The 22,835-nt window shown below is 65.4% G+C and carries 22 protein-coding genes; 16 read left to right on the forward strand and 6 right to left on the reverse strand.

Annotated features, from left to right (window positions below):
• Positions 1–36: 36 nt before the first annotated feature.
• The 5 genes from AC5Y46_RS24775 (at position 37) to AC5Y46_RS24795 (ending at position 4,119) form a co-directional block, all read left to right on the forward strand.
• On the forward strand, positions 37–729 hold the full coding sequence (locus AC5Y46_RS24775) for an SDR family NAD(P)-dependent oxidoreductase (RefSeq protein WP_499993638.1): 693 nt from the start codon (positions 37–39) through the stop codon (positions 727–729).
• Positions 730–804: 75 nt separating this feature from the next.
• Complete coding sequence (locus AC5Y46_RS24780; protein WP_499993640.1) at positions 805–1,572, forward strand: SDR family NAD(P)-dependent oxidoreductase; 768 nt, start codon at positions 805–807, stop codon at positions 1,570–1,572.
• Between the two features lie 42 nt (positions 1,573–1,614).
• Entirely contained in the window at positions 1,615–1,854 is a 240-nt protein-coding gene (locus AC5Y46_RS24785; protein WP_499993641.1) for a ferredoxin, read from the forward strand.
• 4 nt (positions 1,855–1,858) lie between these two features.
• Positions 1,859–3,226: a cytochrome P450 gene (locus tag AC5Y46_RS24790; RefSeq protein ID WP_499993642.1), complete on the forward strand. Its 1,368-nt coding sequence runs from the start codon at positions 1,859–1,861 to the stop codon at positions 3,224–3,226.
• A gap of 32 nt (positions 3,227–3,258) precedes the next feature.
• Complete coding sequence (locus AC5Y46_RS24795) at positions 3,259–4,119, forward strand: SDR family NAD(P)-dependent oxidoreductase (protein WP_499993643.1); 861 nt, start codon at positions 3,259–3,261, stop codon at positions 4,117–4,119.
• Positions 4,120–4,437: 318 nt separating this feature from the next.
• On the opposite strand, the gene AC5Y46_RS24800 is transcribed toward AC5Y46_RS24795, so the two are convergent.
• Positions 4,438–5,085: a TetR/AcrR family transcriptional regulator gene (locus AC5Y46_RS24800; RefSeq protein ID WP_499993645.1), complete on the reverse strand. Its 648-nt coding sequence runs from the start codon at positions 5,083–5,085 to the stop codon at positions 4,438–4,440.
• A gap of 114 nt (positions 5,086–5,199) precedes the next feature.
• Between AC5Y46_RS24800 and AC5Y46_RS24805 the strand changes: the two genes are divergently transcribed.
• Positions 5,200–5,763 (forward strand): nuclear transport factor 2 family protein, encoded by a 564-nt coding sequence (locus AC5Y46_RS24805; RefSeq protein WP_499993646.1) that lies wholly within the window; start codon positions 5,200–5,202, stop codon positions 5,761–5,763.
• A 130-nt stretch (positions 5,764–5,893) separates the two neighbouring features.
• Here the strand turns inward: AC5Y46_RS24805 and AC5Y46_RS24810 are convergent, their stop codons facing one another.
• The 3 genes from AC5Y46_RS24810 to AC5Y46_RS24820 form a co-directional block, all read right to left on the reverse strand.
• The gene (locus tag AC5Y46_RS24810) at positions 5,894–6,580 is read right to left on the reverse strand and encodes a type 1 glutamine amidotransferase domain-containing protein (protein WP_499993648.1); all 687 of its coding nucleotides are present in this window, start codon (positions 6,578–6,580) and stop codon (positions 5,894–5,896) included.
• A gap of 53 nt (positions 6,581–6,633) precedes the next feature.
• On the reverse strand, positions 6,634–7,602 hold the full coding sequence (locus AC5Y46_RS24815) for an alpha/beta hydrolase (protein WP_499993649.1): 969 nt from the start codon (positions 7,600–7,602) through the stop codon (positions 6,634–6,636).
• A gap of 106 nt (positions 7,603–7,708) precedes the next feature.
• Positions 7,709–8,284, reverse strand: a complete 576-nt coding sequence (locus AC5Y46_RS24820; RefSeq protein WP_499993651.1) for a TetR/AcrR family transcriptional regulator — start codon at positions 8,282–8,284, stop codon at positions 7,709–7,711.
• 143 nt (positions 8,285–8,427) lie between these two features.
• Between AC5Y46_RS24820 and AC5Y46_RS24825 the strand changes: the two genes are divergently transcribed.
• Entirely contained in the window at positions 8,428–9,411 is a 984-nt protein-coding gene (locus AC5Y46_RS24825) for an acetoacetate decarboxylase family protein (RefSeq protein ID WP_499993652.1), read from the forward strand.
• 9 nt (positions 9,412–9,420) lie between these two features.
• Positions 9,421–10,341 (forward strand): NAD-dependent epimerase/dehydratase family protein, encoded by a 921-nt coding sequence (locus tag AC5Y46_RS24830; protein WP_499993654.1) that lies wholly within the window; start codon positions 9,421–9,423, stop codon positions 10,339–10,341.
• Positions 10,342–10,371: 30 nt separating this feature from the next.
• Here the strand turns inward: AC5Y46_RS24830 and AC5Y46_RS24835 are convergent, their stop codons facing one another.
• Positions 10,372–12,201: a PE family protein gene (locus AC5Y46_RS24835; RefSeq protein ID WP_499993655.1), complete on the reverse strand. Its 1,830-nt coding sequence runs from the start codon at positions 12,199–12,201 to the stop codon at positions 10,372–10,374.
• Between the two features lie 188 nt (positions 12,202–12,389).
• Positions 12,390–12,743, reverse strand: a complete 354-nt coding sequence (locus AC5Y46_RS24840) for a hypothetical protein (RefSeq protein ID WP_499993656.1) — start codon at positions 12,741–12,743, stop codon at positions 12,390–12,392.
• A gap of 161 nt (positions 12,744–12,904) precedes the next feature.
• Between AC5Y46_RS24840 and AC5Y46_RS24845 the strand changes: the two genes are divergently transcribed.
• From AC5Y46_RS24845 to AC5Y46_RS24880, 8 genes are all read left to right on the forward strand, one after another.
• Entirely contained in the window at positions 12,905–14,344 is a 1,440-nt protein-coding gene (locus AC5Y46_RS24845) for a WS/DGAT/MGAT family O-acyltransferase (RefSeq protein ID WP_499993658.1), read from the forward strand.
• A 19-nt stretch (positions 14,345–14,363) separates the two neighbouring features.
• Positions 14,364–15,119, forward strand: a complete 756-nt coding sequence (locus AC5Y46_RS24850; RefSeq protein ID WP_499993659.1) for an SCO6745 family protein — start codon at positions 14,364–14,366, stop codon at positions 15,117–15,119.
• A gap of 2 nt (positions 15,120–15,121) precedes the next feature.
• The gene (locus tag AC5Y46_RS24855; protein ID WP_499993661.1) at positions 15,122–15,760 is read left to right on the forward strand and encodes a DUF1345 domain-containing protein; all 639 of its coding nucleotides are present in this window, start codon (positions 15,122–15,124) and stop codon (positions 15,758–15,760) included.
• A 30-nt stretch (positions 15,761–15,790) separates the two neighbouring features.
• Entirely contained in the window at positions 15,791–16,180 is a 390-nt protein-coding gene (locus tag AC5Y46_RS24860; protein WP_499946666.1) for a nuclear transport factor 2 family protein, read from the forward strand.
• A 9-nt stretch (positions 16,181–16,189) separates the two neighbouring features.
• The gene (locus AC5Y46_RS24865) at positions 16,190–16,603 is read left to right on the forward strand and encodes a hypothetical protein (RefSeq protein ID WP_499946665.1); all 414 of its coding nucleotides are present in this window, start codon (positions 16,190–16,192) and stop codon (positions 16,601–16,603) included.
• Between the two features lie 65 nt (positions 16,604–16,668).
• Positions 16,669–18,123, forward strand: coding sequence for an MFS transporter (locus tag AC5Y46_RS24870; protein WP_499946664.1), 1,455 nt, complete (start codon positions 16,669–16,671; stop codon positions 18,121–18,123).
• An 89-nt stretch (positions 18,124–18,212) separates the two neighbouring features.
• A complete protein-coding gene (locus tag AC5Y46_RS24875; protein ID WP_499993662.1) occupies positions 18,213–22,310 on the forward strand; it encodes a SpoIIE family protein phosphatase in 4,098 nt (1,365 codons plus the stop codon).
• Entirely contained in the window at positions 22,310–22,636 is a 327-nt protein-coding gene (locus AC5Y46_RS24880; RefSeq protein WP_499946662.1) for an STAS domain-containing protein, read from the forward strand. The genes AC5Y46_RS24875 and AC5Y46_RS24880 overlap by 1 nt, the downstream gene beginning before the upstream one ends.
• Positions 22,637–22,835 lie beyond the last annotated feature (199 nt).

Genomic DNA, 22,835 nt, shown 5'->3' on the forward strand with positions numbered 1-22,835 from the left:
AATCATGCCCCACACCCGTAAACCAAATTCAGACGCGTGACACTAGCCGAGTATGGCGCCAATTTGGTATTGGCCGGCCGTCGCCCCGAGCCGCTCGAATCGACGGCGCAGGAAGTGGTGGCGATGGGTCGCCGTGCGCTTGCGGTTTCCACGGATGTCACTACTGCAGAGGCGTGTCGCGGCCTGGTCGATGCGGCAGTGGCCGAGTTTGGCCGGCTTGACGTGCTGGTCAATTGTGCTGGTGGGGCGGAAACGAAGTCGATCATGAAGTGGCCCGATGACGATTTCGAGACAGTGCTGGACCTCAATTTCAAAGCGGTCTGGCACCTTTCCAAAGCGGCCGCCAGGCAGATGATGACTCAGGGCAAAGGGGCGATCGTCAATATCTCTTCTGGGGCAAGCTTGCTGGCGATGCCGCAGGCTGCGCCCTACGGCGCAGCAAAGGCGGCCGTCAACAACCTGACGGGGTCAATGGCTGCCGCTTGGGCCAAGAAGGGCATAAGGGTCAACGCTATTGCGGTCGGAGCGGTGCGGGCCGCTACCTTGACCGACGACGCGGCGCGCTATGGCCTGGATCCGGAGGCTATCGCGATGACCAACGGGTTGGGCCGGCTCGGTGAACCCGATGAGATCGGTTACGGGGTGCTGTTTTTTGCATCCGACGCATCGAGCTTCTGTTCGGGTCAAACGCTCTATATGCACGGAGCGCCGGGTCCGGCGGGGGTCTAGGCGTACGAGCCTGCTTCGCGGATACGTGCTTGTGTTCCCCGGTAGGCACGCTATACATTCGTACAGCATCGAGTAATGATCTCTTCAGAAAGTGGTGCGGTGAGCCGAACAGCCATAGTGACTGGCGCGGGGTCTGGGCTGGGTCGGTCGATCAGCCTGAAACTAGCGGCCGACGGGCATCGTGTGGGCTTGGTGGACGTAAATCCAGAAAGTGCTGAGAAAGTCGCCATCGAGATAAATGACCTGGGCGGCAAGGCTTTTCCCCGGGATGCTGACGTGTCTGATGAGCTTGCGGTAGAGGCCGCGTTCGCCGACGTCCGCAACTCACTCGGGCCCGTCGAGATCCTTGTGACCAGCGCGGCGATTGCGGGTTTCACACGTTTCGACAAGATCACTCTGGAAGAGTGGAACCGATACCTAGCGGTCAATCTCACCGGCACCTTCCTGTGTATCCGTAATGCCCTATCTGACATGGTGGCCGCCAGATGGGGCCGCATCGTGACTATTTCCTCCGCAGCAGGGCAGCAGGGCGCTCCTCGACAAGGGCACTATTCGGCCACCAAGGGCGGGGTCATCGCGATGACAAAGACGATCGCCTTGGATTACGCCCGCAAAGGCATTACAGCCAACACCGTGCCACCGTTCGTCATTGATTCACCAATGCTTCGACAGCGACAAGATGAGGGCAAACTTCCCGGCACGGAGACGCTCGTACAAGCCATCCCTGCCGGTCGCCTTGGCGTGGCCGAGGAAGTAGCAGCGGTCTGCTCATTTCTGTGCTCCGAAGGAGCCGGCTACGTCAACGGGCAGGTAATCGGAGTAAACGGTGGCGCTGTCATTTGACTGAAATACGTAAACCGTTGTCGCGCAATACGAGGAGGTAACGTGCGAGTCCACGTCGATCCATCACGATGCCAAGGCCACACCCTGTGCGCCATGATCGCACCCGAATCGTTCGAGCTGCATGATGTCGATGGGCACGCGCACGCCACCGTCGAGGACGTTCCAGAAGACCAGCACGCCGCGGCGCGCGAAGCCGTCAGTTCCTGCCCAGAGCAAGCCATTTCGATCATGCTCGACCGTGAGATCGCTGCGCGCACCGCGCGCGGCCAGCGACGGGTGTGACGACGTGAGCTCACTTCACGCAGGTCCCGCTCGTGGAACCAGCGGTGCCACGTATCACTTCGACCGTCACGCCAATGATTACCGTGAGAACTTTCTTGACATCACCCACGATATGCATCGGCGGTGTCCGATCGCCTGGACGGACACCTACGACGGCCACTGGATTGCCGCAGGGGGCCGAGAAGTCTTCGAACTTGCGCGCTGCCCGTATGTCTCCAATGATCATGACGTCCACAACGAACGCCGAGGATACAAAGGCATTTCAATACCGTTGACGGTCGAAGCGGAAAATTACCGCGGCGGGATGCTCGAAATGGATGATCCCGAACACCGCTACTACCGAACGGTGCTCAACCCCTATTTGTCGCCGGCGGCGGTTAAGCGCTGGGAGCCCTTCGTCGACGAGATCACTCGCGCGTGCATCGACGACCACATCGAAGCGGGACGAATCGACTTCGTCGACGATCTCGCCAATGTAGTGCCGGCCGTACTCACCCTGGCAATGCTCGGAGTTCCGTTAGAGAAGTGGACTCTCTACAACGAACCCGCGCATGCATTGGTCTACACACGACCCGACTCGCCAGAAGCCCCCCGCATGCGTGAGCTGTATATGGCAATGGGCGTCGACCTTTTCACCAACCTTGCGCAGATTCGAGAGAACCCCCGACCGGGCATCATCGATGCGCTAGTCAGAATGCAGCTCGACGGCGAAGCACCGCCGGATATCGAGTTGCTCGGCATGCTGAACCTGCTCATCGGCGGTGGCTTCGATACCACGACCGCTTTGACCGCTCACGCGCTGGAATGGTTGGCGCAGCACCCCTCCGAGCGCACCCGACTCAGCCGGGACCGGGAGACCCTGCTTAATCCCGCCACCGAGGAGTTCCTGCGCTATTTCACCCCCGCGCCCGGCGATGCCCGCACCATCGCCCAGGACGTCGAAATCTCCGGTGCCGCACTCAAGGAGGGTGAACGCCTGTGGTTGTCGTGGGCGATGGCGAACCGTGATCCGGCATTGTTCGCCGATCCCGACAGTGTCGTCCTGGATCGAAAAGGCAACCGTCACTTCAGCTTCGGATTAGGCGTTCATCGGTGCATAGGGTCCAACGTGGCGCGTGCAGTGTTCAAGTCGATGCTCACAGCGGTACTGGACCGAATGCCGGACTACCAGTGTGTGCCTGAAGGGACTGTCCACTACGACAGCATCGGCGTGATTCAAGGAATGCGACATTTGCCCGCCACCTTCACGCCCAGTCCGCGGTCCGGCCCCGGGGTGGATGAAACGGTGCAGCGGCTTCAACGTATCTGCGACCAGCAGGGCCTGGCGCGGCCCATCACCGAACTCAAAGAAGCCGCAAAGATCGAGGACTGAGAGCCGATGTCCGGCTCATAGAGGAGAATCCGATGTCGGACAACCGGATTGCAGTGGTGACGGGTGCCAGCCGAGGCGCCGGCGCGGGCATCGCGCGCGCGTTGGGTAGCCACGGTTGCACCGTTTATGTGACAGGTCGCACCCGCAGCGGTGACGAGTCGCCGCGCAGGGGCAGTATCGACGAGACGGCAGCGCAAGTCACCGCGGCGGGCGGCAACGGGATCGCGGTCGGTGTCGACCACGGCGACGACGCTCAAGTAAGCGACTTGTTTGATCGCATACGCAACGAGGTGGGCCGCGTCGACATTTTGGTCAACAACGCGGCCATCATTTGCGACGAGATGATGGGGCGGACGAAATTCTGGGAGGAGCCTCTCAACGTCATCGACACACTTGATGTCGGTCTCCGCAGCAGCTACGTCGCTACCGTTCTTGCTGTTCCACTCATGCTTCCCCAGCGCAAAGGCCTGGTGGCGTTCTCGTCGTCTTCGGGTGCGGTGCACTACGCGTTCGGACCCGCTTACGGAGTGCCGAAGGCCGGCACCGACAAGATGGCCGCTGACATGGCCTTCGACCTCAAAGAATTCGACATCGCGGCTATTTCGATATGGATGGGCTCACTGCTCACCGACAGGGTCCGCAAGATCATTGCAAGCAACCCTGAGAAGTTTGGCCACATTCTCGAGACCGCGGAAACCCCGGAACTGACCGGCCACGTCATCTGGGCACTTTTCAACGACCCGGAACTGATGACGCTGAGTGGCCAGACGCTGATCGGCGCCGAACTTGCGGCGACGTATGGCATTGTCGACGAGGGTGACCGTCAGCCACCGTCCTATCGCGATCTCTTTGACGTGCACCCCCGGCAGCAGTGCGCGCATGTAATGCGTTGAGCGCACGACGGGACGATTGTGCAACTCAAATTCGACACCGAAGTAAAGACTTTCGGAACAAGTCGACGGTCTTCTTGGACGAACGTGTGGCTTCGGTGGCTGAGGCGGCGGCTACGCGTCCACGGTCGCGCGCCGACATACCGCCATGGGCGCGCCAGTGGCAGCGCCTGATGTTGGAGCATGGCTGGTTGCACCGTGGCTGCCCGCCCGGATTCGGTGATCAACGACTTAGTACCGCGGCATGTTTTGCGGTAGATGACTGGGAGTTGCTGCGGCGCATGCAAACCGGACCGGCCTTCTCGGATCCCGCCGGCCACACTATTTCTGATGCACGCTCCCTCGCCGTCGCGACGGCGTCTTCTTCCTCGACGGATTAGCACGCGGTTCCACGGAATCGATGTAACGCTCGAACGCCTTGGTAACCTCGCGGTGCGCCGACTTCACGCCGATGCCCTCTTCAAGGTTGATGAATTTCGGCAGCCCGGACATCAGCAACTGAAGCGCCGGTAGTGATAGATCGCCGATCGGACGCGCCTTCCGACCAAACTTTGCCACTAGCGCGTCCAATTGCACTTTGCGCACACCCTCTGTCACTGCGGCAATCTCGTTGCGAATGGACTTGCGGTGATTGCCCAGCGCCATGAACTCGGTCATCAAAGCGCCAGTGGCTTCTTCCCACGAGTACTCCCACACGGTGCGAAGAGGCTCATCGGCGCGGCGCTGCAACTCACTCGTGAGGTATGCCAGATTGCGTTCCGCGTAGCGCCGAATCGCAGCGATGAAGATGTCGTCGACACTCGGGAAGTAATACTGCACCAGGCTCGATGTGACACCAGCCTTCGCAGCCAGCGCCCTATAGGTAACGCTCGCGTAACCCTCCTCGAGCATCATCTTCTCGACGCAGTCAAGAAGGGTGTCCCGAGTCTTGGACGTTTCGGCGCCAACTCGCCGCGAAGATGTCGTCATCAGCTTCCGATCGTTCGAATACTTGTATTCTCCCACCCGCGGGGTGCTGTACACTTGTACAGTGCCATGGATCGTCTGCTGCGTTGACGTGCGACGACGTGAGAGGTGTAAATCATGACCATGTATGTCCAGACCGACACCCTCCGACGAGACGTTCGCTATCTGATGGATCGCACGCAAATTCTTGACTGCATCTCGCGTCATGCCCGCGGCTGCGACCGTCACGACGTCGACCTGATCACCTCGGCTTATCACAGTGATGGCGTCGACGAGCACGGCCACGCGGTGAACTCAGGACCTGATTACAGTGAGTGGGCGAACAAAATCCATGCCGAAACTTCGCGGGTGCACACCCACAACATCACCACGCACACGTGTGAAATTGATGGCGCGACCGCGCATGCGGAAAGCTACGTACTCGTGGTGCTGATCGGACCAGACGGAAAGAGCGCCCAGTTCATAACAGGCCGTTACATTGACCGCCTGGAACGGCGAGAAGGCAACTGGCGCATAGCCGTTCGTCGCTCCACAGTCGAGGGAATGTTCCTGGCTGACGCTCGGGTTTTACAGTCATCGTTCTTCACTGACAAGGGATATCTCGTGGGCACGCGCGATCGCACAGACCTTTCCTACGAGCGACCGCTGTCGATGGACACTGCAGCACCAGCACGGTGGTAGTCGCACGGGTCGGGGAGAAGGGACCCCGGAAAGTTGTGTGGGCCGGTGATCGATGCGCCGACCCAATGAGCGCAGCAATTTGTCGGTGGACCCTCGCTGGCCGCCCGAGGCGCACTTCGCTGCCGGCGGTCTAGCGGAGAAGCGAAGCGACCTTCTTGGCCGTGGCCTTGGCTGAGCCCGGATTCTGTCCGGTGACGAGATTGCCGTCGACAACGGTGTGGGACACGAAGGGAATCAAGGCCTTCTTGTAGAGCGCACCTCGCTCCTTGGCGCGCTCCTCGGCGTTGTAGGGGACGAGCTTGTCGACGCGTGCAAGGACTTCTTCCTTCCAGGCGAAGCCGGTCATCTCCTTGCCGGCGATGAGGTAGGAGCCATCGGACAGTGTGGTGTTGAGCAGTCCGCAGTAGCCGTGGCAGACCGACGAAACGATGTCACCGCGTTCGTAGATTTCCCGGGTGATGCGCTGCAGGCCTTCACTATTGGGGAAGTCGTACATGACGGCGTGGCCGCCGGTGAAGTAGATGGCGTCGTAGTCGGAGGAGTTGATCTCGCTCGGGCTCTTGGTGTTGCTCAAGAGCGCCATTTTGGCGGGGTCGGCGCGCCAGGCTTTGGCGGTCTTGTCGTAGTTGGGAAACTTCAGCGCTCGTGGCTCCAGCGGCACCTCACCGCCGGCGGGGCTGACGAGATCCTGCTGAAAGCCGTGCTCGTCGAAGATGTGCCAGGCGTGGGTGAGTTCTGAGAGCCATAGGCCCGTTGGGTGGTCGGGGTCGTCGTAGTGGGCGACGTTGCTGACGACGTTCAGGATGCGCTTGGTCATTGGGCGGCGGCTTTCTCGTGGAGTGATGGCGGCTGGCTGTGATCGGGGAATGGCTAGTGCAGCGCCTTTTTCAGTGCGTCGATCGCCAGGCCGCGGGCGACGATGGCGGCTTTGGTGGCGCGGAGGCTGTCCAAGAGCAGGAAGTCGTGGACCATGCCGGCGACGCGAACGGCGGTGACGTCGACGCCGGCTTCGCGGAGCTTGTTGGCGTACTGCTCACCCTCGTCGCGTAGCACGTCGGCTTCGTCGGTGATGACGAGTGTGGTCGGCAGCCCTTCGAGGTCGTCGAGCGAGGCCTGTAGGGGTGAGGCGTACTTTTCGGCACGCTGGGTTTCGTCGGTGGTGTAGGCGTCCCAGAACCATTGCATCCCATCGCGGGTGAGGTAGTAGCCCTCGGCGAATTGCAGGTACGAAGGGGTGTCGAAGTTCGCATTGGTGACCGGGTAGAGCAGCACCTGCGCCTTGAGGTCGATGCCGCCGCGGTCCTTGTTCATCAGCGCGAAGACCGCGGACATGCAGCCGCCGACGGATTCACCGGTGACCGCGATGCGTGACGTGTCGAGTCCGTGGTCGGCTCCGTGCTCGAGGACCCATTGGCCGACGGCGTAGTTCTGCTCGACTTGGGTGGGATATCCCTTCTCCGGTGCGCGGTCATAGACCGGGAAGACACCGGCGGCGTCCGCGCCGACGGTGAGCTCGCGGAAGATCCGGTCGTGGGTGTGTTCGTCGCCGAAAACCCATCCGGCGCCGTGGATGTAGAAGACGACCGGCAGCGAACCCTCCACGCCCTTGGGCCGGATGATGCGGGTGCGGACGATGCCCCACTCGCTGGCATCCACCTCGACCCATTCCTCGTCGACCTCGGGACGCGCGACGCCCTCGCCACTCTGCAAGTCGGAGAGGATCTTTCGCCCCTGCTCTGGCGGAACCTCGTAGATCCGGGGGTGCGGGTCGGTCTGCTCGCACAGCTTCCTGGCCTCGTGTTCGAGGTAGGGCGTCACGGACGGCGGGAGATCAGTCACGGCGTCCCTCCACTTCTGCGGCTCCGAGGTTCGACGCCGAATGTATGCATTGCTTACATCAAGGTAGCGCGGGTGCGCAGGGGAGTCAACGAGAGGCCCGGTCGAATCAGGGCCGCGCAGTGAGTACGGCGATGAACGACGAGCGAACCTGCGCGGCGATGTCCTCGATCGACGGACTGGTGAGCTTGCGGTCCAGATAGAGGTAGGCCAGGCCGTGTACCAGTCCCCAGCCCCCCAAGGCGAGATCGATGGGATCGGAATCCGGGAACACGCGCGTGATCGCCGTCGCGAGCAGCTCGTGCACCGCGGCCGCCGCCTGCACCCGCTCGTCGCTCTCGTGGTCGCACTCGTTGCCGAACATCAGCCGGAACAGTGCGGGTCGGCGGATCGCGAACTCGACGTAGGCGACGCCTAAGTCGGCCAGTTCATCGGTGGTGCAAGGCAATTCGCGGCCGCGCGTGAGGTCGGCCCTCAAGTCGCGCAGGCCTTGCGCCGCCAGTGCGGATTCCAGCGCCTCGCGATCGGGGAAGTGCCGGTACGGGGCGGTGGGGGAGACGCCGGCCTCGCGGGCTACAGCGCGAATGGAGAACTGCTCACCCCGCTCCAGCATGCCCATCGCCGTCGTCAGCAGCGCGGCGCGCAGGTCGCCGTGATGGTAGCTGCGCTTCGCGGTCGTCGTCATGGCTGTGTTCGTACCTCCTCGCCCTGCCCGACCTCAAGCATGGCGTGTCGTACCGCCGCGCCCCAAACGGCGATGTTGACACCGCTCACATGGGATCCTATCGTCCCTATGTATGCAATGCACACATAGGAAAAGGGGTCGTGATGGCGTCGAGCACCGGACGTGACGACGGCACGGTCGAGGACCTGGTCGAAGTCGATTTCGGAGAGTGCAGGGTCACCGTGCCCAAGGGCGGACTGTACGACCGCTACCGCATGGACACCGACCTGGACGTCGTCAGTGCGGATCCGCGCGTGCGCAGTGTCGACTTCTTCCGGACGCTGCCCAAGACGCAGGTCCAGTCCCAGATCGGACCGACTCGTACGCCGAACTTCTACTATGCGATGTCGAAGGCCCAGATCACCTACGTCGCCCCGACCAAGGCGCTGCGGTCCCGGCTGCCCGGTGAGCTGGTTCCTCTGCAGATCGCTCCGGGGATCGGGCTGTTCTCCGTGGTGTTCTTCCGTTACGACGTGTGCGACATCGACTTCTACACCGAGGCCACCGTCGGCATCGCGGTCCGACCCCCGCGACACGGCAGCCTCGGTGTCGCCGACCTCCTCTCGTCCCTGGCCAACGACTCGCTGCACGCCTACGTCCTGTCGCTGCCGGTGAACACCGAAATCGCCCGAGTCCGCGGCCACGACGGCTACGGCTTCCCGAAATGGCTCACCGACATCGACGTCGAGATCGACGAGCGACGGACCAGGGCGCGGGTGGCCAACGACGGCGGCGGCACCGACATCGCGATCGACGTCGCCACCCCGCGGCAGAAGCGGGTAGCCAGCGGTACCAAGATCTCCACGCTGATCTCGTACACGGAATTGAACGGCGGCTGGCACGCGACGCTGAGCCAGACCAACACCCTTGCCGTCGGCAGCACGCTGCTGCCGAGAGACGTCCCGCTGGAGTTGGACTCGGGGCGGCTGGCCGACGACGTCCGCTCGCTCAAGCCGATCAGACCCATCCGGTTCGACGTCTTCACCGAGTGCCAAAACGCCCTGCACATCCCGGTGCCCGTGTCGTTTCCCACGAGACGACACAGCAGTCCGCCGACCGACGTCAATCAGCCCGACCCGAACCAGTAGGAATACGCAATGCAGACCGTTCTGGGTGCCAACGGTCAGATCGCCGAGGAACTCACCCGCTACCTCCACGACAACGTCACCGAGGACATCCGCCTCGTCAGTCGCAACCCCGCCAGATTGCACGACACCGATCAGCTGTTCCCCGCTGACCTGATGGATGCCGACGCCGCGGCGCACGCTGTCGCCGGCAGCGACATCGCCTACCTGACCGTCGGGCTGCCGATCGACTCGACACTGTGGGAAGAGCGGTTTCCAGTGATGATGGCCAACACCATCGCCGCCTGCCGCAGACACGGCACCAAGCTGGTCTTCTTCGACAACACCTACATGTATCCACGGACCTCCACCGCGCAGACCGAAGACACCACCTTCCAGCCCAGCGGCCGCAAAGCGGCTGTCCGGTCTGAGATCGCGAATATGGTGATCGAGGAGATGCGCGCCGACCGAATCGAAGCCGTCATCTGCCGGGCGCCCGAGTTCTACGGCCCCGGCAAAACCAAGAGCCTCACCAACTCCGCCGTCTTCGACCGGATCAAGCGGGGCAAGCGGCCGATGATCCCGATCAACGCCCATACCAGAAGAACCCTGATCTGGACCCCCGACGCCAGCCGCGGCATGGGACTGATCGGCAACACCCCTGACGCCTTCGGCCAGACCTGGCACCTGCCAACGGATCCCGAACGACTCACCTACGCACAGATGATCGACATCGCTTCCGGCGTCACCGGTCGCGACATCCGCTACACGACGGTCCCGGAGATCGCGTTTCGGGTCGGCGGATGGGTCAATCCCGCGGTCAAGGAAGCCTCCGAGCTGCTGCCGCGCTACCGCGACGACAACATCTTCGACTCATCCAAATTCGCCCGCCGATTCCCCGATTTCCGAATCACGACCTACCGGGAGGGGATCACCGAGATCCTCAACGGCTGACCAGGCTCCGATCGTTCAGTGCGGGGAAAGTCAACCGCTCTGACCCGGCAAACCGTTGTCGCCCGGGTTGCCGGCGGTGCCGTTGTTTCCCGGCGACTGCCCGGTGCCGAAGCTTCCGGCGGCGCCGCCGTTGACGCCGCCACCCCCGGCTCCGCCTGCGCCGCCGGTACCCGCGGCGCCGTTGCCGCCCAGTTCGCCGAAGAGGCCACCGGCGCCGCCGAGACCGACTGTGCCGGCGCCGCCACCTTTGCCGCCGTTACCACCGTCGCCGCCGTCGCCGCCGTCGCCGCCGGAGCCGCCATCGGTTGTTGTGCTGCCCGAGCTGGCTGAGGCATTACCCCCGCTGCCGCCGGGTCCACCACGACCTCCGCTGCCGCCCTCGCCTCCCGAGCCACCGCGGCCCGCGTCGCCGCCGATGCCGCCGTCACCGAACAGTCCACCGGTGCCGCCGTTGCCGCCCGTTCCGCCGACGCCGCCGGTGCCGCCCGTGCCGCCGGATGCACCGTCGCCACCGTCGCCGCCCTGGCCGCCGACGACTTGGAAGGCATTGACCGCCCCGGTGGCCTGCCCCCCGTTGCCGGCGGCGCCACCTAGACCGCCACCCGCGCCCGTGCCTCCGAGTCCGCCGGTACCCCCGGCGCCGCCGGCACCGCCATTGCCGATCAGCATCCCGCCGTGACCGCCGTTGCCGCCGGTGCCGCCCGTGCCACCGGTGCCGCCGGACGCGCCCGCGGCGCCGCCGCCACCGTTGCCGCCGAAGCCCGCGACGCCGGAACCGCCGCCGAACGCCGTGGCCCGCCCGCCGTCGCCGCCGCCGCCACCCGTACCCCCGGACGCCAACGCGTTGGTCCCGTTGCCACCGGTGCCGGCGCTGGCGAACGCACTGCCGCCGAGCGCAGTGCCGTTCCCGCCGGTTCCGCCGGCACCGCCGTTGCCGCCGGAGCCGCCGGCGCCGCCATTGCCTGCGGCTCCGGTGCCGGTGCCGTCGGCGATGACGCTGCCTCCGGTACCGCCGGTGCCTCCGGTGGCACCCAGACCGCCGTCGGCGCCGTCGCCGCCGTTGAAGCCGAACGCACTGCCGGTGGTGCTGCCGAAGATGCTGTTGCCGGTGCTGCCGGTTGCGCCTTGCCCGGTGATGACTGGGTTGACACCATTTGCGCCGGCCAGGCCGGTACCGCCTTGACCGCCGGCGCCGCCGGCGCCGAAGAGGTTGGCACTGCCGCCATCACCGCCTCGCCCCGGCATGCCACCGCTGATGCCCGCCGTAGCGGCGCCGCCCGCTCCGCCGTTGCCGCCGTTGCCGTTCAACCACCCGCCGCTGCCACCCGCGCCGCCAGACTGGCCCGATCCACCCGCGCCGCCGGACCCGCCGTTACCTAACAACCCCGCGCTGCCGCCGTTGCCACCGGCCTGACCGGCGCCTCCTGAACCACCGTTGCCGCCGTTGCCCCACAGCAGGCCACCGGCACCGCCGTTAGCTCCGCTTCCCGGGGCGCCGCTGGCACCGTCGCCGATCAATGGACGCCCCAGCAACAGCTGGGTAGGCGTATTCACCACATCCAGCAGAACCTGTCCGGCGTTGGTCGCTTCGGCGGCCGCGTAGGCGCCGGCGCCCGCGTCGAGGAGCTGCACGAACTGGGAATGAAAGGCGGCGGCACGCGCGCTCAGCGCCTGATAAGTCTGACCGTGGCTGTCGAACAACGCGGCGATGGCTGCCGAGATTTCGTCCGCGGCCGCCGGCAGCACATCCGTCGTCGCGGCCAGCGCTGCCGTGTTGGCCTCGGTGAGGAGGGAACCGATACTGGCGAAGTTCGTAGCCGCTGCCGAAACGAGTTCCGGCGTCGCAATCAGATATGACATGTGACCGTCCTCCGATCAGCTCAGGACGAATCGACTCCTACCCGGCAGGGAACGGACCCGTCGCCAGGCCACACTCTAGGTGCGTTGCCGCAGTCAGGACGCAGAATTTCCGAAGTGCCCGAAAGTCTCGGTAGGGCTTCGTCGAAGGACGCGCGACGGCGCTTCAGCCAGGGTCGCCGGGACGCAACCTAGCTTTCTTCGGCCTCGGCTTCCCGTCGGCTGCGTTCCGCGGCGGCTCGGTCATCGGCCGCGGCCCGGCGGTGCATCTGCGCGCGGGCTTCGTGCGCAGAAGCGTCGGCGTGGCCGTGTGTGGCGGCGTGGTCGTGGACCTCGGCCGCTTGCTCGTGCACGTCGGCTGACTTGTCATGCCGGGCGGCCGCCGCCTGATGAGCCTCTTCGGCGCGCTGATGCGCCTCCTTGGCGCGGCGCATCTCCAACGCCACATCGTCCGCGGTGACCGGCTGCCCTGCCTCGAGCCGCTCGCGCCGGCGAGCAAGCTCGGCAGCTCGTTGCGCTGCTCGCTCGCGAGCTCGATCTGACATACCTCAAGGCTAGGTCCTGCAAGCCCGCGGCAGAGCGATCTTCAAGCGTCGGACTTCTACCGATGTGGTCGCGGTTGGCCGAACGGGGTTCTGGCGGCACCTCATAGAAAGGGGTGGAATGGGGTAACACCATCCGACGGTGCTGACGAACGGGCGGGAATGTGAAGCGACTCAACGGCGTGGACGCCTTGATGCTGTACAGCGAGACACCCGAGATCCACATGCACACACTGAAGATCGGTGTGCTTGATATCTCGAAGTTCAAGGGAGACTTCAGCTTTGAGTTGTTCCGACGGATCGCCTATCCACGGTTGATGGCGTTGGAACCGTTGCGTTACCAGCTCGTGGACATCCCGCTGAAGCTGCACCACCCGATGTGGATCACCAACGACGACATCGACTTCGACTACCACCTGCGCCGCGCGCGCGTTGCCGCCCCCGGCGGCCGGCGCGAACTGGATCAGCTGATCGGGCACATCGCGACCACACCGCTGGACCGGTCTCGTCCCCTGTGGGAGATGTACGTCGCCGAGGGTCTCTCGGACGACCGGATCGCCATCATCCACAAGGTCCATCACGTACTGGCCGACGGCGTGGCCTCGGCCAACCAGATGGCCCTGGCCATGGCGAGCGAACACCCCGACGATCCGCACCCCGCCGGCACCACCTACCTGCCGACCCGCGCCAACCTGCTCAGCGCCGCCGCCCGCGACCACGCCGGTCTGGTCCGCAAGCTGCCCCGGTTGGTCAGCGAGACGAGCGCCGGTGTCACCCGGGTCCGGCGCCGGGCCAGGGAACGGGGCGCGCACCCCGACCTCGCCCGCAATTTCGCCCCGCCGCAGAGTTTCATCAACCACCGGGTGACCCCGGGGCGCCGTTTTGCGACCGCGCCGTTGGCGCTCTCGGACGTCAAGGCGACCGCCAGGCACCTCGGCGTGACGCTCAACGACGTCGTGCTGGCCATGGTGGCCGGCGCGCTGCGACGGCTGCTGCTGCGTTACGACGGGCGGGCCGATGCCCCGTTGATCGCCGGTGTGCCGGTGAGTTACAACACCTCCCCAGATCGGTTGGCGGGCAACGAGTTCACTTACATGACGCCGTCGCTGCCGGTACATGTCGAGGATCCGCTCGAGCGGGTGAAGTTGACCTCGGTGTCCACCAAGATCGCCAAAGAGAACCACCACCTGCTGGGCCCCACCGTGCTGCCGGCCTGGATGTCCTACCTGCCACCGTCGTTGGCGCCGAAGCTGTTTCGCACCCAGGCACGACGTGTCGAGTCGGCAAGCGTGATGAATTTGACCGTTTCGAACGTGCCGGGCCCGCGGCAGCGGGGCGATGTCGAAGGCGCCACCGTCAGCGAGATCTATTCCGTGGGACCGATCGTCGCCGGCAGCGGCATGAACATCACGGTTTGGAGCTACGTCGACCAACTGGCAATCTCGGTGTTGACCGACGACGTAACCCTGGCTGACCCGCACGAGGCCACCGATGCGATGATCGAAGCGTTCGTTGACATACGGTGTGCGGCAGGTCTTTCCGCGGAACTCACGCCGGTTGACGCAGCTTTGCCGTTGGCCACCTCGACAGAGGCGGTCGGTTAGCCCACAAAGGAGGATCCGCATGAGCCCAGACGACATGTCGGAGGCGGCCCGCGCCGCTGGAGCTCCCATCGAGAAGGCGGTCGCGCTCTTCATGCTGCATCCGGAGACATTCGCCGAAAGCATCGCGGCCGGCTACGAGAACCCGCTGGCCGGATATGTCGCCGGTCGCGGCGGCGTGCTGGGTGAGACCGATGGCCAGACGGTCGCTTCGGCGTTCGCGGTGTTCGAGCCCGCCTCGCTTTCGGCGTTATGGGACGAAGGTGTCGCGGTGCGCGGCGCTTCCGGTGCGGCCGAACGCTACTGGGACCAGGTCGCAGGCTTCGCGCGACGGCACTTGACCGGCGTCGAGGGGATGGACCGCGTGGCCGAACTGGGGGAGAAGATCATCGCCGCGACGCCGTCCGCCGGCCTGCCACTGTATGACGGCTGGCGCACCATGCCGCTGGCCGACGACGCGCCCGCCCGCGCGCTGCAGGTGATGTTCGTCCTGCGCGAACTTCGCGCGGGCGTGCATTTCGACGCTCTCAGCGACTCGGGCATCAGTCCGGTCGAAGCCCACATGCTCAACAAGGGTCACCAATACACCACGATGTTCGGTTGGCCGGAGCCGTTCGCCGACGGCGCGGACAAGAGGGACCGCTACGCCGACGTCGAGCGCGCGACCAATCGGCGAATGGCCGAGATCTTCGCGGCGGCCCTCGATCGGGACGAGGCCGAAGAACTGGCGAGGTTCAGCGCCGGGGCTCTGACGGCACTGCAGCCCGACGCCCGTTAAGGGTGTTCGGTTTGCGCGTCGGGGTGATTCGGCTGCTGGTGGCGGCTCTGGCCGGAGCCGTGGCTGCGGTGCTGGTGCATGTGTTGGCTGGCTGGCGGTATGCGCCCAGCGTCGGGTGGATCACCGCGGCGTCCATCTTCCTGGTCTGGACGTGGATTGTCGTCTTGCCGATGGACGCCGACGCGACGCGGGACCGGGTGGAGCCTGAGGATCCGCCGCGCGGGTGGTTCACCGACGCCATCATCTTGGCGGCCAGTGTCGCGAGCCTGGGCGGCGTGGGACTTCTGCTGGTCGCGGGCTCCAAAGCCGGCGTGGAGAAGGACATCGCCGCCGCGGTCGGCGTGGTCAGCATCGCCGCCGCGTGGTGCGTGGTGCACACCGTATTCAGCATTCGCTATGCCGACATCTACTACTCGAACGACGGTCGCGGCATCAATTTCAACGGCAACGAAAGCCCACGGTTCCTGGACTTCTTCTACATCGGGTTCACCATCGGCATGACCTATCAGGTGTCCGACACGAGCTTGGAGACAACGCAGCTGCGTCGTATCGCGCTGTGCCAGGCGTTGCTTTCCTATGTCTTCGGCGCGGTCATCCTGGCGGTTACCATCAATCTCGTTGTCGCACTGAGCAACTCGTGAAAGGAATGGCAACTCGTGAAAGGAATGCCGATGGCCGAAGCCGACCGGCAAGAGCGCCGCAGGGCCGTCGTCATCGAGCACATGCAGAGCGAGAACTCCCAGGAGTGGGACCGGACGATGGCGACGTTCAGTCACCCCCGCTACGAGTTGCCCGGTGGGACGGTGTTCGACGGTGCCGACGAGGTGATGCGCTACTGGATCGAGGGCCGCTCGATGGTGCCCGATCAACGCAACGAACTCATCGACCTCGTCCCTCTCGACGACGATCACGTCCTGATCGAGTTCTGGTTGCGCGGCACACCAGTCGCGACGGGCGAACCGTTCGAGGTCCGGCTGTGGGCTGTTTTCGGTTTCGACGAGGCGGACCTGATCACCGGCGAACGGGTCTACGTGAGTTGTCCTCCGGCAGATAGTCGTTAGGCTCGATTCATGCCTTCTGAGGATCTCGAATCACGCGTCACCGCTCTCGAACACGAGGTCCGCGGCCTGGCTTCCCGGGTCAGGGCCAGTGAGCAGGACGCGGCGGCGGCTAGGGTGCTCGCCGGAGCGGCCGATCGGGACGTCAGTGAGTTCCGCGAAGAATTGCGTGGCGTTCGCGGCGAGCTCAGCGAATTCCAGGGCGAGGTTCGGCGCGAGTTCCGCGACTTCCGCCAAGCCACCGCGGCGAGCTTCAACGCGCTCCGCGAGGATTTCGTCGACCTGCGCACCCACGTCGACGGGCGGTTCGCCGAGATGGACCGCGGCTTCGCCGAGATGCGCGGCAAGTTGGACGGGGCCGCTGCCGGACAGCAGCAGATCGTTGAGTTGCTGAAAGCGCTCAGCCCCGAACAGGGCGACCACTGAGCCAGATGTTTTCGCCCCTCCGGTGACGGGAACGCGAACGTGTGCCGAGTCCCGAGGAGCCGCGCGTGTCCGCTGACGTGACGGGTCCGATCCGCAGTCTCATCCCCGCCCGCATCGACCGGTTGCCGTGGTCGCCGTTCCATACCCGGCTGGTGGTGGCGCTCGGCGTGGCGTGGGTCCTGGACGGACTGACGATCACGGTCGCCAGCGCGGTGGCCGAAACGCTCACCGAGCCCGAGACGCTGCATCTGTCGTCGGCGGCTGTCGGCCTGCTGGCCACCGTGTATCTGGGCGGGGAGGTGTTCGGTGCGTTGTTGTTCGGGCATCTGTCCGACAAGCTGGGCCGACGCAATCTGTTCACCGTCACGCTGGGTGTCTATCTGTTCGGCAGCGCGTTGACAGCGTTCACCCTGGGCAACAACTTCGGCTGGTTGCTCTTCCTGTACGTCACCCGATTCATCGCCGGAATGGGCATCGGCGGGGAGTACGCCGCCATCAACTCCGCAATAGACGAACTGATCCCGGCCCGCTTCCGCGGCCGTGTCGACATCGCGGTCAACGGCACCTACTGGGCCGGCGCGATCCTGGGCACGCTGGGCACCTTCGTCTTCCTCAAGGCCATCAACCTCAGCCTGGGCTGGCGGCTCGCATTCCTGATCGGCCCGGTGTTGGCCGCGGTCATCGTGTATGTCCGGCGGCATCTGCCGGAGAGCCCGCGATGGCAGGTGATGAACGGCCGGGCCGAAGAGGCCGAACGCACCATCACCTTCATCGAGCACGCCATCCAAGCCACCGGCGCCAAACTGCCCCCGGTCGATGAAACGAAGGCGATCGAGTTGTTGCCCGCCCAGAAGATCGGCTACCTGACCCTGACGCGGGTGTTGTTCCGCGTCTACCCCAGCCGCGCCGTGCTGAGCGCCACGCTGATGATCAGTCAGTCGTTCCTCTACAACGCCATCTTCTTCACCTTCACGTTGGTACTGGGCAAGTTCTACGACGTCCCGGCGGCGTCGACCCCGCTCTACCTCATCGCGTTCGCCGTCGGAAACCTGTTGGGACCGTTGACTCTCGGGCACTTCTTCGACACCATCGGCCGCCGCAAGATGATCACCGGCACCTACGTGCTGTCCGGCCTGCTGCTGGCGGTCAGCGCCGTCCTCTTCCAAGCCGGGGTGCTGAACAGTCTCACCCAGACCATCGCCTGGTGCGTCATCTTCTTCGTCGCCTCACCCGGGGCGAGTGCGGGCTACCTGACCGTCAGCGAGATCTTCCCGCTCGAGGTCCGGGCAAAGGCAATCGCGGTGTTCTTCGCCATCGCGCAGTGCTTCGGTGCCCTCGGACCGGTTATCTACGGCGCGCTGATCGGCGACGGCTCCAAGCCGATGCCGTTGTTCGTGGGCTATCTGCTGGGCGCGGGGGTGATGATCGCCGGGGGGTTGGTCGCCTGGTTCCTGGCCGTCGACGCCGAAGGGAAGTCACTGGAAGACATCGCCACCCCACTGGCTGCGGCCAAGGAGTGAGGTGTATGTATGTTTTCGACTGCATTGAGCAGCCAGTGCACGTTTGCTACCGATAATGTCAGCTTGGGGTCGGCCAGAGCTCGAGAGGGATGTCAGTGGTCTTCCGTGCAGACCAGGAGATCGGACGAGATCTAGCTGCCGTCGACTGGTCGTCCACCCCGCTGGGCCCGATCGACGAATGGCCGCAGAGCCTGCGAACCGCGATCAATATCCTTCTCTCATCGCAGTTTTCGATGTGGATGGCCTGGGGTCCGGAGCTCACGTTCTTCTGCAACGCTGCATATCGGCGCGACACCCTGGGGCGCAAGTACCCCTGGGCGCTGGGCCGGCCCGCCAGCGAGGTGTGGGCCGAGATCTGGCCGGACATCAGCCCCCGGGTCGACCGCGTGCTGTCGAACGGCGAGTCGACCTGGGACGAGGCGTTGATGCTGATCCTGGAGCGGTCGGGCTATCCCGAGGAGACGTATCACACCTTCTCCTACAGTCCGCTGCGCGACGACGCGGCCAGCGTGGTCGGCATGCTGTGCGTGGTCAGCGAGGACACCGGGCGGGTCATCGCGCAACGTCGCATGGCGACGATGCGCGACCTGGGCTCTGATCCCAGCGTCGTTCGCACCGAGCGGCAGATGCTCGACTTCGCCGCCGAGCAACTCGGCCGCAATCCGTACGACCTCCCGTTCACCCTGACCTACCTGTTCGGCGCCAACGGTGACGCGCACCTGGCCAGCCTCAGCGGGATCACCGATGGGCACCCGGCGGCACCCCAGACCGTGCCTCGTTCGGGCCCTTCGTTGTGGCCGGTGGAAAACGTGACGCGGGGCGAATCTGAGCTGGTCGAGCTCGACGGCGCCGCGCTGAACCTGCCGACCGGCGCCTGGCGCGGGCCGCCCACCCATGCCCTGGTGGTGCCGCTGCTGCAACAGGGCGGCGCACCCGTTGGTTTCCTGGTGGCCGCGCTGAACCGGCACCGCGAACTCGACGACGGTTACCGCGGCTTCGTCGAACTGGTCGCCGGGTATATCGCCGCAGGTGTGGCCAGCGCCCGCAGCTACCAGGTCCAGCAACAGCGCGCCGAGGCGCTCGCCGAACTCGACCGCGCCAAGACCACGTTCTTTTCCAACATCAGCCACGAGTTCCGCACTCCGCTCACGCTGATCCTCGGACCGGTCGAGGAGCTGAGCAGCCGGCCGGCCGGGGTCGACGAGTACGCGCGCCAAGAACTGGAGTTGGTGCACCGCAACGGTCTGCGGCTGGCCAAACTGGTCAACACGCTGCTGGACTTCTCGCGGATCGAGGCCGGCCGGATGCGGGCCCGCTTCGAACCGGTCGACCTCGCCGCCGCCACCGCCGAACTGGCCAGCGTGTTCCGCTCGGCGATCGACCAGGCCGGCCTGACGTTCATCGTGGACTGCCCGCCGCTCGACGAACCGGTGTACGTGGACCGCGAAATGTGGGAGAAGGTGGTACTCAACCTGCTCTCCAACGCGCTGAAGTTCACCTTCGACGGTTCGATCACCGTCCGGGTGACCGCCTCGGAGGGTCAGGCGGTGGTGACGGTCACCGACACCGGGGTTGGGGTGTCCGCCGCGGAGATGCCCAGGCTCTTCGAACGCTTCCACCGGATCGAGACGGCTCGCGCACGGTCCACCGAGGGCAGCGGTATCGGGCTTGCCCTGGTCAAAGAACTGGTCGGCTTGCACGGTGGCACCATCACCGCCGACAGCGAGCAAGGCGCCGGCACCACGTTCAGCGTGCGGCTCCCGTTCGGTGCGAGCCATCTGCCCACCGACGAGCTGGCCGCGCCGGCGGACGCAACCCCGACGGGTGGCGCGATCGCGGCGCCGTTCGTGCAGGAAGCGTTGCGCTGGCTGCCCGGCCCGGCCACGGAAACGACTTCTGCGCCGGTGGAAACCGTCCGGGCACACGTGTTGGTGGCCGACGACAACGCCGACATGCGCGAATATCTCGCGAACGTGCTGGGGGCCGCGGGCTACGAAGTCAGTGCCGTCAGCGACGGGCAGCGGGCCCTGGAAGCCATTCGCGCCCGCCTTCCGGACCTGGTGATCAGCGACGTGATGATGCCAGGGTTGGACGGCTTGCAGCTGCTGGCCGCCCTGCGCCGCGATCCGCGCACCGCGGCGTTGCCGGTACTGCTGCTGTCCGCGCGTGCGGGTCAGGAAGCCTCCGTCGAGGGGTTGACGGCCGGCGCGGACGATTACCTGTTCAAACCGTTCGTCGCGGCCGACCTGCTGGCCCGGGTGCGTGCCAACGTCGAGCTGGCACGCCTGCGCAGCCACCACGCCCGCTGGCGCACCGCGTTGGTCGACTCGCTGCAGGAAGCGTTCTTCGTCTGCGACGAGCGCGGTGTCATCATCGAGATCAACGCGGCGTTCGCTGAAATCCTGGGCTACGGCCAAGAAAACCTGCCCTACGAACCGACCTACCCGTGGTGGCCGGATGCCGAGACCGACCCCGAATCCCACCGGCAGGCCCAGGCCGCGTTCGCCGCGCTGCTGAGTCAGTCGCACGGCGCCTTCACCATTCCGGTGGTTCTCCGCGACGGGCATCGGCTCTGGGTCGCGGTCAGCTTCAACCACGCCGCCGATCCCGACTCCGGGCGGCGGGTCACCGTGGGCACCCTGCGCGACGTGACGGCCGAGCATTACATCGTGCAGCGTCAGACCGCGCTGGCCGCGCTCAATCAGCAACTGGCGCAAGCCGATACGTTGGACGAGGCATTGCGCGGCGCCGCCGAGGAACTGCGCCGGGTGTGGCGTGCCCGGCGAGTCCTGGCGGTGACGTTCGCCAGCGACGCACCTCGGGGACGGGCGCCGGACCTGGTCTGCGCCGGCGAGCCGACCAAGTGGGCCGACCTGCCCGCACAGCGGCGGCGACAGATCGAGTCGCTGCGCACCGCAGACCTGCTCACCACCGTCACCGAGGAAGCGGGCACCGCGGCTATCGCGCTGCAGCAACCGCGAGGTGTACTGGTCATCTGGGTTCAGCTGGATGAGAAGCGGGCCTTCACCCCCGCAGATCACACTCTGCTGACCGTGTTGGCGGGCCGGCTCGGGCAAGGTCTGCAGCGCGTGTACCAGTTGGACGAACAACGCGAAACCGCAGTGGCGCTGCAGCACGCGATGCTGGGTCCGTCGCACCTGCCCGGCGGCATCGCCGTCCGGTACCACCCGGCCAGCCGTCCGCTTCAAGTCGGCGGCGACTGGTACGACGTCGTCGACCTCGGTGACGGGCGCGTCGCCCTGATCGTCGGTGACTGTGTCGGGCACGGGTTGGCGGCCGCCACCGTGATGGGTCAGTTGCGCAGCGCGTGTCGCGCGTTGTTGCTCGAACAATCAAGTCCCAGTGCGGCTTTGGCGGGCTTGGACCGCTTCGCCGCGCAGCTGCCCGGCGCCCGCTGCACCACCGCGTTCTGCGCGGTGCTCACGCTCGACACCGGTGAGCTGGTGTACGCCAACGCAGGTCACCCGCCGCCGATCATGGTGCACGCCGACGGCACCAAAGTGCTGTTGGACGGCGAGCACGGACTTCCGCTGGCGCTGCGGCCGAAGTGGCTGCGGCCCGAAACCCGGGTCACGATGCCGCCGCGTGCGACGCTGTTGCTCTACACCGACGGGTTGGTGGAACGCCGCGGCACGTCGCTCGACGATGGGATGTCCCGGGCCGCCGATCTCGTTCAGGACGGCCGCTCGCAGGAACTCGACGAGGTGGCCGACCATCTGATGTCCAGCCTCGAGCCGGCGGGCGGCTACCCCGACGATGTCGCGATGCTGCTGTATCGTCAACCCGCCCCGCTGGCAATGGAATTCAGCGCCGACGCCGGACATCTCGCCGGCAGCCGGGCCGCGCTGCGCAGTTGGCTGACCCAGGCGGGTGTCGAACCCCATCAGATCCAGGACGTGCTGATCGCCACCGGCGAAGCCGTCGCCAACGCGATCGAGCACGGTCACCGCGACCGGCCGGAGGGCACCGTCTCGCTGCATGCGACCGCAGTCGTGGACCGGCTGCGGGTGACCGTCACCGACAGCGGTGTCTGGAAGACGCCGACGACGGTAGCCGGGATGAGTCGCGGTCGCGGCATCTCCCTGATGCGAGTCCTGATGGAGGACTTCAAGATTCAGTCCAGCGAAGCGGGCACGACAGTTCACCTGTACTCGAGGATCACGTAATGGCTACACCCCTGCGCCTCAACACCGATCGCTGCACCGACGGGACTCCGCGGGTGACAGCCACCGGAGAGATCGATCTCAGCAACATCGTGGTGTTCAAGCGCGCACTCGTGGCCGCCAACGGCGGAACCCGCGGGCCGATCACCATCGATCTCAGCGCGGTCAAGTACGTCGACAGTGCGGGTATCAACGCCTTGTTCGATCACGCCGACGAGGTCGACGACTTGCGGGTCATCGTCCATCCGCTACTTGTCCGGGTCCTCACCGTCAGTGGTTTCAGCAAGATCGCGACGGTCGAGCCGGCGTCCCGGGACGGGCATCACTAGCGGTCCCAGACCGGGCGAATTCCGGTGCCGGACCGCCGAGTTGACGACCCGATTTCGCTCAGTGTGACTTTTACGGTTACCCCCGCGGAAGCGCGCCCTGGAGGGTGTGCCCGAGTTCGGATGTCACGAAGCTGAATTCGTTCCGCCCGGTTCCGAGGACGTCATGTTCCGCAGCGTGCCGCCGCGGCCCAAGTTGCGG

Source organism: Mycobacterium sp. NGS59, assembly GCF_059812345.1.